The sequence below is a fragment of the Vibrio sp. CK2-1 genome, from assembly GCF_021726515.1.
In the GTDB taxonomy this organism is placed as follows: Bacteria; Pseudomonadota; Gammaproteobacteria; order Enterobacterales; family Vibrionaceae; genus Vibrio.
In genome coordinates, this window is the sequence record NZ_JAKKCJ010000002.1 from 54,456 (window position 1) to 68,244 (window position 13,789).

At 42.3% G+C, this 13,789-nt stretch carries 13 protein-coding genes; 8 read left to right on the forward strand and 5 right to left on the reverse strand.

Going from position 1 to position 13,789, the window contains the following annotated elements:
• Positions 1-69: 69 nt before the first annotated feature.
• A complete protein-coding gene (locus L3V25_RS05040) occupies positions 70-495 on the reverse strand; it encodes a universal stress protein (protein ID WP_237294407.1) in 426 nt (141 codons plus the stop codon).
• Positions 496-756: 261 nt separating this feature from the next.
• On the opposite strand from L3V25_RS05040, the gene ftnA reads away from it, so the two are divergent.
• The 4 genes from ftnA (at position 757) to L3V25_RS05060 (ending at position 4,228) form a co-directional block, all read left to right on the forward strand.
• Positions 757-1,287 carry a non-heme ferritin gene (ftnA, locus tag L3V25_RS05045; RefSeq protein WP_237294408.1) on the forward strand — a complete coding sequence of 177 codons (531 nt, stop codon included), beginning with the start codon at positions 757-759 and terminating at the stop codon, positions 1,285-1,287.
• A gap of 81 nt (positions 1,288-1,368) precedes the next feature.
• Positions 1,369-1,692: a universal stress protein UspB gene (uspB, locus tag L3V25_RS05050; protein WP_237294409.1), complete on the forward strand. Its 324-nt coding sequence runs from the start codon at positions 1,369-1,371 to the stop codon at positions 1,690-1,692.
• Positions 1,693-1,815: 123 nt separating this feature from the next.
• Positions 1,816-3,003 carry an NAD(P)/FAD-dependent oxidoreductase gene (locus L3V25_RS05055; RefSeq protein WP_237294410.1) on the forward strand — a complete coding sequence of 396 codons (1,188 nt, stop codon included), beginning with the start codon at positions 1,816-1,818 and terminating at the stop codon, positions 3,001-3,003.
• 172 nt (positions 3,004-3,175) lie between these two features.
• Positions 3,176-4,228, forward strand: a complete 1,053-nt coding sequence (locus L3V25_RS05060) for a PDDEXK nuclease domain-containing protein (protein ID WP_237294411.1) — start codon at positions 3,176-3,178, stop codon at positions 4,226-4,228.
• A 128-nt stretch (positions 4,229-4,356) separates the two neighbouring features.
• Here L3V25_RS05060 and L3V25_RS05065 read toward each other — a convergent pair whose 3' ends face one another.
• Genes L3V25_RS05065 through norV form a run of 3 tightly spaced genes read right to left on the reverse strand, consistent with a single transcriptional unit; the run spans position 4,357 to position 7,305 of the window.
• Positions 4,357-4,524: a hypothetical protein gene (locus L3V25_RS05065; protein ID WP_237294412.1), complete on the reverse strand. Its 168-nt coding sequence runs from the start codon at positions 4,522-4,524 to the stop codon at positions 4,357-4,359.
• 19 nt (positions 4,525-4,543) lie between these two features.
• Positions 4,544-5,719 (reverse strand): NADH:flavorubredoxin reductase NorW, encoded by a 1,176-nt coding sequence (gene norW, locus L3V25_RS05070; protein ID WP_237294413.1) that lies wholly within the window; start codon positions 5,717-5,719, stop codon positions 4,544-4,546.
• On the reverse strand, positions 5,719-7,305 hold the full coding sequence (gene norV, locus L3V25_RS05075; protein WP_237294414.1) for an anaerobic nitric oxide reductase flavorubredoxin: 1,587 nt from the start codon (positions 7,303-7,305) through the stop codon (positions 5,719-5,721). The genes norW and norV overlap by 1 nt, the downstream gene beginning before the upstream one ends.
• Before the next feature lie 237 nt (positions 7,306-7,542).
• Between norV and norR the strand changes: the two genes are divergently transcribed.
• The 4 genes from norR (at position 7,543) to L3V25_RS05095 (ending at position 11,872) form a co-directional block, all read left to right on the forward strand.
• Complete coding sequence (gene norR, locus L3V25_RS05080; RefSeq protein ID WP_237294959.1) at positions 7,543-9,108, forward strand: nitric oxide reductase transcriptional regulator NorR; 1,566 nt, start codon at positions 7,543-7,545, stop codon at positions 9,106-9,108.
• An 80-nt stretch (positions 9,109-9,188) separates the two neighbouring features.
• Entirely contained in the window at positions 9,189-9,566 is a 378-nt protein-coding gene (locus L3V25_RS05085; protein ID WP_237294415.1) for a DUF1971 domain-containing protein, read from the forward strand.
• 144 nt (positions 9,567-9,710) lie between these two features.
• Complete coding sequence (locus tag L3V25_RS05090; protein ID WP_237294416.1) at positions 9,711-10,181, forward strand: Dps family protein; 471 nt, start codon at positions 9,711-9,713, stop codon at positions 10,179-10,181.
• Between the two features lie 227 nt (positions 10,182-10,408).
• The gene (locus L3V25_RS05095; protein ID WP_237294417.1) at positions 10,409-11,872 is read left to right on the forward strand and encodes a DASS family sodium-coupled anion symporter; all 1,464 of its coding nucleotides are present in this window, start codon (positions 10,409-10,411) and stop codon (positions 11,870-11,872) included.
• Positions 11,873-12,020: 148 nt separating this feature from the next.
• Here the strand turns inward: L3V25_RS05095 and L3V25_RS05100 are convergent, their stop codons facing one another.
• On the reverse strand, positions 12,021-13,760 hold the full coding sequence (locus L3V25_RS05100) for a GNAT family N-acyltransferase (protein ID WP_237294418.1): 1,740 nt from the start codon (positions 13,758-13,760) through the stop codon (positions 12,021-12,023).
• Positions 13,761-13,789 lie beyond the last annotated feature (29 nt).

The following is a 13,789-nucleotide window of genomic DNA, read 5'->3' on the forward strand; positions in this document are numbered from 1 at the left end:
CACCAATTCAAATTAAATGTAAACTAAAAAATATTTCTGGAGTTTACATTAATTCAAATTGAAAACACATTAGTCTTCTAAAGGTACGATCAGCATATCGACAGAAGTATCGTTAATCAGCTGGCGAGACGTCGAAAGTAGCTTGCTCCAAAAATCCTTATGGTGACCACACAACACTAAATCGACATGTTGCTGTTCAATCGCATGAGAAATTTCATTACATAAATCACCGCTAGAGACGATGGTTTCAGTAATGGGGAAATCAATGCTCTCCACTAAGGTTTTAATTTTTTTCTGTGCTGCCTCAAGCATGGCATTTTGCGTTTCAGCAAAGTTGATTTCCATGAAGCCGGTATACATGTCAGTGAAATTGACATCAATATGAATCAGCGACAATTTAGCGTCACAGACTTTGGCTAATGCGGCGGCTTTATTGACGAGAATAACGCTGTCATCAGATAGGTCTACCGCTACAAGAATATGTTTGTACGTCATAATGCGCTCTCCAATTATCATCATTTCAGGGCTTATCGATTAAGATTTTAAGCACTGAGTCTGTATTGAGACTATCATTAACATAGCGCAAAAAGTGTTGGTTATCTCTCACTATCTTTCACTATTTTAAGGTGGTAAATGACTTTCCATTAATGCAATAAACAATTACTTTAGGTATAAAATTGATGCGGTCGAGCCTTTTGTTTAGGTGCCGTGTTATAATTTGTGGAGGTGTGTATCAAAATATTGAAGGAGTCACAAATGCTGTCTAAAGCAATGGTTGAACAATTGAATGAGCAAATTAACCTAGAATTTTTCTCATCTAATCTATACTTACAGATGAGTGCTTGGTGTGAAGATAAAGGCTTCGAAGGTGCAGCAGAGTTTCTACGTACTCATGCAACTGAAGAAATGGAACACATGCAGCGTTTATTCACTTACGTGAGTGAAACCGGTGGCTTACCAATTTTAGGTGCGATTGATGCACCAAAGCATAATTTTGATAGCCTAGGTGATGTGTTCCGTGAAACTTATGAACATGAGCAAATGATCACTCAATGCATCAATAAATTGGCTCACTTAGCTTTTACTAGTCAAGACTACTCAACCTTTAACTTTTTGCAGTGGTACGTGGCAGAGCAACACGAAGAAGAGAAATTGTTTAAAGGGATTTTAGACAAGCTAGAGTTAGTTGGTGAAGATGGCAAAGCCTTGTTCTTCATTGATAAAGACCTAGCTGAATTAGCAAAACAAGGTTCATCATCTGTGATGGCAGGTTCTACGACCGTTTAATCGATCGCGAAAAGCCAAGGCAACATAACTGTTGTTGAGATTGTCTTTTCCTCCTGTCATTTATGATGTTTGGAGGGAAAGATGATCAGTGCAGATATACTATTAACCGCGTTATCCATTGTTACCCTTATTAATTTAGTGCGTTATATCACCGCACTCCGCTCACTCATTTTTATTATGAGAGAAGCGCATCCTCTTCTTTACCAGCAAGTCGATGGCCGAGGCTTTTTTAGCACTCACGGCAATATGACCAAACAAGTTCGTCTCTATCACTATCTGAAAGGTAAAGAGTATCTTCATCATCACGAAGAAGTCTTTATTAATAAATGCAGTAAAGTTCGCGAACTGTTCGTGTTAACTTCCGGATTAGCTGGGCTCACTTTGTTGATGGCATTTGTGGTTTAGCTTCACTGTATTGGTTAATATTTCTGCTGAACAAATGATGTGACATTGAAAGGATGTGCGTTAAAATCGCGCGTCCTTTTATTTTGCCTATTGTTTTAGGCAAGCAGAGCAAGAGAAGTAGTTATGAGTACTCATTATGATGTGGTGATTATCGGTGCTGGTGCCGCGGGCTTAATGTGCGCAGCGGAAGCCGGAAAACGAGGTCGCACAACCTTAGTGATCGATCATGCGAAAAAACCAGGACGTAAAATTCTGATCTCTGGTGGCGGTCGTTGTAACTTCACTAACTACGATGTCAGTGCCAATAACTACCTCTGCCAAAATCCGCATTTTGTGAAATCGGCGCTATCGCAATACACCAATTGGGATTTTATCAGCCTAGTGTCGAAATACGGCATTGAGTTTGAAGAGCGTGAACACGGACAATTATTTTGTGTCGATTCCGCTAAGCAAATTGTTGATATGCTACTCAAGGAATGTGATTACCCAAATGTTTCACAGCGTTACCGTTGTGATATTCACGATATTGAAAAAACCGATAGCGGATTTCGCTTTAAAGCCAACAACGATGAAATCACTTGTGAATCATTAGTGGTGGCAACTGGCGGACTTTCGATGCCAAAACTCGGTGCCACCCCTTTTGGTTATAAAGTGGCAGAGCAATTTGGCTTGTCGGTGATCAATACTACCGCTGGGCTAGTACCATTTACCCTGCATAAAGAAGACAAAGAAGACTTTGCCGAGCTTTCTGGCATTGCCATTCCGGCAGAAATTACCGCGCAAGATGGTACTGTCTTTAAAGAAGCGCTGCTGTTTACTCACCGTGGCCTATCTGGCCCATCGGTACTACAAATTTCTTCATACTGGCACCCGGGTCAAACTGTCACCATCAACCTGATCCCAGAGACCGATGTTTTAGAACTATTAACCCAATCTCGTGAAAAACATCCCAACCAAAGTTTGAAAAACACCTTAGCTAAAGTACTGCCGAAGCGTTTAGTTGAAGTTCTAATTGAGCGAAAAATGCTGCAAGACAAACCTCTTAAGCAATTTAACCAAAACCAATTGCAAGCCATCGATCAGCAACTACAAAACTGGCAAGTTCTACCAAACGGCACCGAAGGTTATCGCACCGCAGAAGTCACACTAGGCGGCGTTGATACCAAACACCTGTCATCAAAAACCATGCAATGCAATAGCGTTGAAGGTTTGTACTTTATCGGTGAAGTGATGGACGTAAGTGGCTGGCTCGGGGGCTATAATTTCCAGTGGGCATGGGCCTCTGGTTTTGTGGCTGGGCAGTGGGTGTAGGTGTTTAATCAAACAACTTCAAGAGCCTCCAGGTTCACATTTTGGATGACAAAGAAATTGAATTGCTTCAAGTAAGAGAAAACATATCTATACACTACTGGTTGAGGGGTTAGTAGCGCATTTCCCTGTCATCTTAAGGGCGTCAATATAAAGAATAGATGGAGAGGGTGTAATGAGCAAAGATTTCCCAGTAGAACAGAACCCACTACTTAACAATATTCGTGAGTTGCTTAATCAAGGCCGCAAACAAGCGGTTCAGGCAGTCAACACCGCTATGGTACAGACCTATTGGGAGATTGGTCGTTTGATCGTCGAAGATGAGCAGCAAGGTGAGGCTCGTGCTGAATACGGTAAAGCGGTATTAAAAACACTTTCCACATCACTGGCGGCAGAGTTTGGTAAGGGTTTTTCAGTTCGTAACCTACGAAATATGAGACGCTTCTTTCAATGTTTTCCAAATCGGCAGACACTGTCTGCCAAATTAAGTTGGTCACATTATAGTAAGCTCATCACCATTGAAAATGACCAAGCACGCCTTTGGTATCTTAAAGAATCTGTAGAGCAAAATTGGAGTGTTCGAGCACTCGAGCGGCAAGTGGGTAGTCTTTACTACGAACGTTTATTAGCAACGCAATCAGGCAGGCACGATATAAAACCAGTGCTTGATGAAGCCCACCAAAAAACAGCAGAGTTAGCGGTAAGCCCTAAAGACTATTTACGTGACCCGTACATTTTAGACTTTCTAGGTCTACCAAGTGAGGGGTTGCAAGAAAGCGAGCTTGAACAAGCCCTCATTGATAACCTCCAAAAATTCTTACTGGAACTCGGTAAAGGGTTTGCCTTTGTTGAGCGTCAGCAGCGTATTAGTACCGATGATGGTGACTATTACATTGATCTGGTGTTTTACAATTTCCATCTGAAATGCTTCCTGTTAATTGATCTGAAAATGCACAAATTAACTCATCAAGATGTTGGGCAAATGGATATGTACGTGCGCATGTATGAAGAGAAAAGACGTAGACAAGATGACAACCCAACCATAGGTTTAATTTTGTGTACCGAAAGCAATCATACTGTCGCTAAATACTCAGTATTAAACGATAGTGAACATTTGTTTGCCTCTAAGTACATGATGGAACTACCAAGTGAAGAAGAGTTACGGGAGCAGCTTGAAAAAGAACGTCAGCATTTGCTCGATCAAAACCAAAATCGTTCAAAGCCATAGTCGCTAAAGGTAGTAATCATTCAAGCAATAAGGGGTAGGATAGATTCAGCCCTGATATTTCCGAACGATGTGAATACGATACAACATAAATTGACTGCTTATGCTGTATCGCGATAGTAAAAAAATACTTACTTGGTTGTTATTTGATAATACTCACAAGCTAGCTCATGGTGGAGTGGGGAGGATTCGAGTTCGCACTCTCTTGGCTTATGCAGCGTTCGGCGGCTCACCATGTTCACTGACCATTTAGCCCATGATGTTTGCAGTTCATTGATATAATGATTTATCAGTTTCATATCTCCTCCCTCGCTCTACCTACACTAATGCTGGTAATGTTTTGAGCATTTTCAACGCATTACTCATGTGGTTTTGTGTGGTGACAAAGCCCACTAGTTCATCATTGTCATCAAATGCACGGGCGGTGATGCCTTCCTGATCTAATTCAATCGACCACTTTGGTACGGATTGACCAGTTTGCCCGGCTAATTGAATAGGCAAATTAGGCGTTTTTACTTTTATCAGCATGGCCGGCAATTTTAACGTTGCGGCTGGGCCTGCTGTTTGTAATAAGCTATTGGATTGTAATAAGACTTTAGCTAATACGTTGGCGCTTAATAAGGTTGGCTGTAGATATGAGAGGACTTTGTTCTCAATTTGAGCACAATCACCAAGTGCATAGATATTAGAATCAGATGTTTGTAATTGACGATTGACTACGATGCCTTTATCTACCGTTAAACCAGTCTGTTGTGCTAGTTGGATATTGGGCTTGAGTCCTGAAGCTGAAATAACACTATCGACAAGAAATTGTTCACCAGAATTGAGAATAACCTCTATGCCAAACTCCGTTTGTTCGAGTGCTTGCACGGTATTATTTAAATGTAACTTCACGCCACCTTGGATTAACTTTTTCTGTAACGGCGCAGAAATAGCGTCTGGTAACATGGTTTGCATGACGCTGTCGCAAGGGTCAACAACCGACACGGTTTTACCTGATGTTGAAAGATCCATCGCCAGTTCAGTGCCAATTAAGCCCGCACCAATAATGAGTACATGCTCTGCTTGGTCCAGTTTATGCTGCGCTGCTTGATACTCGATACGGCTATTGAGTGTTATCACCTCTTTAACCGCTGAGCCATTCATCGCTGGAATGAAAGTTGAAGCGCCGGTCGCCAAGACCAGTTTGGAATAGCTAAGCACATCCCCTTTGGTTGTTGTTACGTTTTGTGCATGGCGATCAATCGTTTCCACTTTGGTTTGGGTATAGATTGTGATCTCATTATCTTGAGCGAAGCTATTTGCAGCTTGGCGGATAAGCGCATCGGCATTGTGTTTGTTGGTAAATACATGACTAAGATCGGGCTTATTGTAGTCATGCCCATCATCAGCGGTAATCACTGTAATTGGGGTTTGTTTATCTGAACGGCGTAATGCCTTCACTAATTGATAGGCAGCGAAACCACTGCCTATGATCATAATTGGATTACTCATTACGCCACCTGAGATTGGTTATCTTTGTCGATATTGTTGCCTAATGTGCTGGCGCAAGGTTCAAACACTTCTTTACCAATACCACATTCAGGGCATAAGAAGTCTTCAGGTACTTGTCCCCAAGCGGTTCCAGGTTCAACGCCTTGGTTGGGCTCACCGAGTTCAGGCTCATAGATCCATTGGCAAACGGTGCATAACATCGCTTGCTGATCTTCGGCTGACGAATTTGTGCAATTCACTGACTCGACAGTAGTCGGTTCGATTGCAGGCTCATTTGTAGCTTCAATCACATTGGCAGCTTGAGTAGGATTAACCGGTTGAGCAACCGCTTTATTTGTCATGATATTGGTGACGTTCTTAGGCGCAGAATGACTCACATTGGATAGATCATGCAGTGCCCATTCTTTTGCTATTTGACGGCCATAATCACGACACTCTTTCATAGCTTTGCCATCAGGGCGCCATTTGGTTTTCTTGCTAATTGCGGTTTCAAAGCCACAGTCCATCAAGCGGGTGTGGATACGGTCAACTGCACCGCCATTCCAGCCATAGCTACCAAATGCCGCCGCTTTTTTATTCTTAAAGCGTAATCCTGTGATTTCTTCTAGCATGCCAGCGACTTTAGGCATCATGACGTTGTTCATGGTAGAAGAGCCAACCAAGATACCTTTTGAACGGAATACATTAGATAAGATTTCATTTTTATCGTGCAAAGAGACGTTAAACACTTTCACCGCCACATTCGGATCTACATCATTAATGCCTTGAGCAATAGCATCAGCCATCATGCGTGTGTTGTTCGACATTGAGTCATAAAATAAAGTGATGCGATCTTCCTGATAGTTATCAGCCCACTCTAGGTATTGGTGAATAATTTGAGTTGGGTTATCGCGCCATACAATACCGTGAGCGGTTGCGATCATATCAACGGGTAGCTCTAGGCTAAGCACCTCTTTGATTTTAGAGGTCACTAATGGGCTAAATGGTGTCAGAATGTTGGCGTAATAACGTAAACATTGCTCATAAAGCTCAACCTGATCGACTTCATCATTAAATAGATGTTCATCACAGTAGTGCTGACCAAATGCATCGTTACTAAATAGCACGGCATCTCCGGTCATATAAGTCATCATGCTATCTGGCCAATGCAGCATTGGAGATTCGACAAATACAAGTGCTTTGCCATTGCCTAAATCGATGCTGTCTCCGGTTTTAACTACATTAAAGTTCCAATCAGGCTGGTGGTGGTGACCGGTAATCGAATCAACGGCATTCTCAGTACAATAAATTGGCGTGTTAGGGATTTTGGCTAATAGCGCGCCTAAAGCCCCGGCATGATCTTCTTCAGCATGGTTGATAACGATGTAGTCAATCTGGTTAAGATCAATTTCCATTTCTAAGTTTTGGACAAACTGCTGGCTAAAACGATGATCGACGGTATCGATTAAAACGGTTTTTTCTTCTTTAATTAGGTAGCTGTTATAACTGGTGCCACGTGTGATTTTATATTCTGTACCATGGAAATTTTGTACTTCCCAATCACGTTGGCCAACCCAGTGGATATTATTTTTAACATGAATAGACATAAAACGACTCCTAAGTATGAATTCTAAATTTGGATAAAAAGTAAATGAATAAATTTCTTACTCATACTAATGCAGCATGCGTGCCAACTTTTAAATGCATTACTTTTCAAGTGTTTATGTTTTTAAGGTTGTTTTCATTGTCATAATGACAGTATTTGTTTTGTGTCAAAAAGACATTTTATGTGTCATATTGACATGGCGATTAAAGAAAGTAAGAAAATTAAAGAGAGCAGGCAAATGCAGAAGTTTCATTCACAAATAACGCAACTCGCGCTTGATTTGACGCTAGGAATTTCCAATCAAGACCGTTTTGATCGTCTTCTAGAAGTATTAAGGAATATTTTAAATTGTGATGCAGCGGCATTGCTTGCTTATCGAAATCAACAGTTTGTGCCATTAGCGATTGATGGTTTATATGATGAGGTGATGGGGCGACGATTTAATCTTGATGAACATCCTCGTTTAGAAGCGATTGCACGAGCGGGGGATGTGGTTCGTTTTCCTGCCGATAGTGATATTGCTGACCCTTATGATGGGCTGATCCCAAATAAAGGGGATAAGTTACACGTCCATGCCTGTGTTGGATTACCGCTAATTGCACATGGCCATTTGATTGGGGCGCTGACGATTGATGGTTTTGATGCTCATCAGTTTGACACTTTCACTGATGGTGACTTACGAACCATTAGTGCGCTGGCAGCCGCGAGCTTACATACCTCCTTATTAGTGAAGCAATTGGAATCACAGGTGGTGAATACCAGTGATGCGGATTCTCATATCACCAAAGAAATGAATTTAACTGAGGAGATGGTTGGTCAGTCGGGCGCGATGATGGATTTAAGGATGCAGATCCAAGCGGTGGCGAATACCGACCTCTCGGTTTTGATTATGGGAGAAACGGGGGTTGGTAAAGAGCTTGTCGCGACCGCTATTCATAATCAATCGAATCGTGCCAAGCAAAATTTGGTGTATTTAAACTGTGCGGCTTTACCTGAATCAGTGGCGGAAAGTGAGTTGTTTGGCCATGTAAAAGGGGCCTTTACTGGCGCGATTAGTCACCGTAAAGGCAAGTTTGAATTAGCCGATAATGGCACGCTATTTTTAGATGAGGTGGGGGAGTTGCCTTTAGGACTGCAATCCAAATTATTGCGAGTATTGCAATATGGCGATTTGCAGCGAGTCGGCGATGACAGTGTGCTTAAAGTGAATACCCGCATTGTGGCAGCAACCAATCGAGACTTGCATCAAGATGTAGTGAACGGCAAGTTTCGGGCGGATTTATATCACCGCTTGAGTGTTTTTCCTATCCATGTTCCGGCGCTTAGAGAGCGAACTGGGGATATTACCTTGTTGAGTGGCTTTTTTATTGAAAAGTGCAAACACAAACTGAATTTGAATCACCTAAGTATCTCCCCTGCGGCTTTGCAGTTATTGGGGCAATATAGTTGGCCGGGTAATATTCGTCAGCTTGAGCATGCTATCCACCGTGCGGCCGTATTAGCAAAAACAGAAAATAATCAGTCTAGCCCGATTAGTTTACAGCCTCATCATTTTGAATTGATACAAGCAGAATCCACCTCACCACAAGGTATTGAAAATCAAAATCAGCTAGCGGATACCGTTAATTCTGATATAGCTAAGGACTACACCTTGGGTCTAAAAGCAGTGACTGAAACATTTCAAGCGCAAGTGATCATGGATGCACTAAACAATAATCAGCAGAACTGGTCAGCTACGGCTCGTGAGTTGAAAATAGACAGTGGTAATTTGCATCGACTAGCCAGGCGCCTAGGATTAAAGTGATAGTATTGCCATACTCAATAAAATACGTTCACTAAACTGCGATACCTACCATGATATTAATAGGTACCTAAGGGGAATATATGAGCCATTTAGTCATTCCAAAACATTGGAAAATCCGACGTTCTACTCACTTTTTTACTAAAGATAATATACCTAAAGCGTTACTGACTCATCACAATACCGCAGAAGGTGTGTTTGGGCAGATCTGTGTCATGCAAGGAACGGTTACTTTCTATGGGTTTGCAAATGAAGAAGCCACTGAGCCAGAACAAGTGGTGGTGATTAATGCCGGTTCGTTTGCCACAAGTCCACCTCAATATTGGCATCGTGTTGAACTCAGTGATGATGCTCAATTTAATATTAATTTTTGGGCTGAAGAAGAAACTGGTAATAAAGCTATGTTTAAAAGCTCAAGAATTCATAGCAAACCAATCGATGGGTTATTAGATAGTGAGTAGGTGGTTTAATCATTTCTGAATAGTTAATAGTTTATACCTATCAAATCGATATATTCAATCCATTAGCCCTTATTAACTGTGAGGGATATTCTATATCCATAGCAAAGTTAATGTTAATCACTACTCACGACAAGAGAGGCGATAATGGAAAAGAATATGATTGGTTTGAACAAACAACAAACGGCAACATTGGTGGATGATCTCAACCAACTATTGGCAGATTACCAAATTCTCTATACCAATGTACGTGGTTATCACTGGAACATTAAAGGTCGTGATTTCTTTGAATTACATGCAAAATTTGAAGAGATTTATAACGACTTGGTTGTGAAAGTCGATGAAATTGCTGAGCGTATTTTGACACTAGGTGGAACGCCGGTTCATGCTTTCTCTCGTTATTTAGAGATGTCAGATCTGGAAGAAACCTTGAATGTATCGAATGGTACTGAAGCGGTGGGCAATATTTTATCGGCTTACCGAGTACTCCTGACTAAGCAGCGTCAAATTGTGAAAACCGCTGCTGATGTTGACGATGAAGGTACCGTTTCATTGATGAGTGACTATATCAGTCAACAAGAAAAAGAAAGCTGGATGCTGAACGCTTACCTTCAATAACAACAGATAAGCGACAATAAATGAATGGGAGCCCAAGTTTGAATACTTGGGCTTTTTTTGTATGTAAATTAACCACAACAAAAGAAAGGTTAAAGTGATCACATTTATGAAACAATAAGTTACACCTTGATCACGAACTGTTATTTTCGGGGTTCTCTTTCAACAAGATATGATTTAAAACAGCAGCATAATCAGTTGTATAAAACGCATCATAAGGTGACGAAGTTATGTCAGTATTAACAAAAGAAGAATCAATCCCTGGCGGTTCGCGTTATGTAGGTTTAATTCTCGGTCCTTTAGTTCTTATTTTAACGCTTATCTTTCCCGCACCATTTGAAGGTTTAACCGAACCTGCTTGGCGTATGATTGGCTTAGCGACTTTTATGGCTATTTGGTGGGTAACCGAAGCCGCGCCAATTCCAGTTACGTCATTTTTACCGATTATTCTCTCTCCGTTACTCGGTACGGCGGATATTAAAACCGCCACCGCAGCCTATGCCAATCCATTAATTTTCTTATTCTTGGGCGGCTTTATGCTGTCGATTGCGATGGAAAAATGGAACCTGCATAAACGTGTTGCCTTGATTGCGATGTTAGCGGTGGGCAATAAGCCGGCGTCTCAAGTCGGCGGGTTAATGTTGGTGACGGCTTTTCTTTCGATGTGGATGAGTAACACCGCGACTGCGGTGATGATGCTGCCTATTGGTATGTCGATTATCGGTATGGTGTGCGGCGAAAAAGGCGATAAAAACCCTCAGTTTGCTAGTGCCTTATTATTGGGTATCGCGTACTCCGCTAGTATTGGCGGGCTTGCCACTTTAATCGGTACACCGCCGAATGCTTTGCTTGCTGCATATTTATCGAGCTCTTATCAAATTGAACTAGGGTTTGGTCGTTGGATGATGGTCGGTTTACCACTGACGATTGTGATGTTAACACTCGCTTGGGTATGGCTCACTAAGGTGTCTTATAAGCTACCGAATGAACAAACCGGTGATGCGCGTGGTTTATTGAAAGAGCAATTGCATTCTCTAGGTAAGCTAAGCAAAGGTGAAAAATGGGTTGCGGTAATCTTTGTTGGTGCGGCGGTTAGTTGGATTATTCGTCCACTGCTTGCGAAATGGACTGGTTTGCCAATTAACGATACCAGCATCGCGATTTTTGCTGCTCTATTGTTGTTCGTGATCCCAGTGAACGTGAAAAAACAAGAGTTTGTTCTCGATTGGGAAAGCACGAAGAAACTACCTTGGGGCGTACTATTACTGTTTGGTGGTGGTTTAAGTTTAGCGGCGCAGATTAAATCGTCTGGTTTAGCGGACTTTATCGGCGATAGCTTAGGTGCAACGAGCGGCATGCCGATTATTGTGGTGATGTTAATTGTCACCGCGGCAATAATCTTCTTAACCGAAGTCACCAGTAATACCGCCACGGCAGCAGGCTTCCTACCGTTACTAGGTCCAATTGCCATTGCGATGGGGGAAGGCCCGATGATGCTAGCCATCCCCGCAGCACTGGCCGCGAGTTGCGCCTTTATGATGCCAGTGGCCACACCACCAAACAGCATCGTATTTGCTTCCGGTCAGCTTAAAATCAAAGAGATGATCCGTGCGGGCTTTGCGTTGAATATCATGGGTATATTTATTATTACCGCATTGAGTTACACACTGGCCGCTTGGGTGTTTGGGATGTAGGGAAACGTTGCTCGAGCGCTTTGCTTCTTGGGCGCTACGCTGCTCGTAACTCGATGATGCTGTAGTGATTTAACTAAGCCGATAAATGTCATTGTTATCGGCTTTTGTCTTTTCCAAGAAACGAGCGACGAGAAACGGAGTGCTCGAGTTACGCCTTATGTTTTTTCAAATACCCCGCGCTTTCCTCTTTCCCCATATATTTCGCCAAAGTACGCTGTGGCACTTTACGTAGATCAACCACAATTAAGCCATCAAGTGCATCATTAAAGTCTTTGTCGACATTAAAGCTGATCAACTTGCCATTTAGGTTGAGGTATTGTTTTAGCAATACGGGAATGCTTTTTTGCCCTAAACGAGTGAGGATTTTAGAGAGGAGTTGAATATCTGCGAGTGACGACAACATGTCAGCTCGCCAAAAGCTTTTCTTACTTTTTTTAAGTGGGTTACTGGCTTTGACTAGTGTAGCGTTGTCTTTATCGAAATGATGCATCTCAAGAGTCGATACCATTAATTCACGTGCTGTGGGGCTGTATTCACTACTAATGCTTACCGGGCCAAATAAGTGAGTATATTGTGGATTGCGGTAGGCGTAAGTGGCAATGCCTTTCCACAATAACAGTAATGCAGTCAGACTACGTTGGTAGGGTAAGTCGATCACTGAGCGGCCCATTTCAATCGCGTGACCAAATTGATGGATCAGGGTTTCATCAAATTGGAATAGGGTGCGAGAGTATAAACCTTTGACGCCTTTATTTTTCAGTATGCGGTCGGTTAATCCTAGTCGATACGCGCCGACTAATCGCTGGGCCTCGTTATCCCAAATGAATAGGTGTTGGTAGTAGTGGTCAAATTCATCTAGGTCACATTCTTTGCCTGTGCCCTCATTAACTAGGCGAAAGTTCGCTTCCCTAATTCGACCAATTTCCAAGACGATGTTTGGGATTTCTTCAAACTCGGCACAATAAACATCAAAGTTTTTAAAGTTTAATAAGTGGGCTGACTTTGGTAGTCCGTGAATATCTGAGATCAATCGATCCTGTAAGATCGGCGCGATCACCGGTGTTTGATGAGGCAAACTAGGGGCTTGATGTTCAGCTCTAGGCGCGAGTAAGTATGTATTTAATCTTAGATAATCAACGATATCTTGCTCGCTCGATAAGCTATCAATTTCTTTTCGATCAATCAGATCACCAATTGCAATATCGATCATTTGATTGGTTTTATTCAGCATTTCGCGGCCTAGCATGGCAGTTCGCAAGTAGGGATGAACCATGCCCGCCCAATAAAAAGATTTACTATTGTGGCCATTGATATGCATGGCAAGCGCGTTGGCATTACTACGTTTGATCAATTTGGCGACTGAACGACTCCAAGGTTTGTCATTGAGTTGACCTTGTTCGTCAAAGCTTGAGACTTCTCCGGCAGGAAATACCAATAATACGCCATCATTATGTAGGTGTTTCAAGCCTTCACGTAGTGCTTTGATATTGGCACTAACGGCATTTTTTCCTTCAAATACATCGACACTAATAAAGAGTGGCGCGAGTTCCGGCAATCTCTTTAAAAATTGATTGGCCAGTACTTTTACATCAGGGCGAACTTGCAACAACATTTCTGCCAGTATCACGCCTTCCACTGCGCCGAGTGGGTGATTGGCGACGATCACTAAAGGCCCTGTCGCCGGAATATTACTAAGGTGACCAGAGGCAACCTGATATTGCACGCCGAGCTTTTCTAAGGTGTGGCGTAAGAAGCTTTTAGTGTCGAGATCTCTTGGCAATTCTTGATAGTAGGTATCTAAAGTGTGCAGTCCAGTGACTCTTTCTGCCGCGCGCTCGAGTAGGCGAAAAGGGGTCACGCTGGGTAAACGAAAAGGACTAGTTTGCATATTGAGCTCCTAGATAACGACTATCTGTT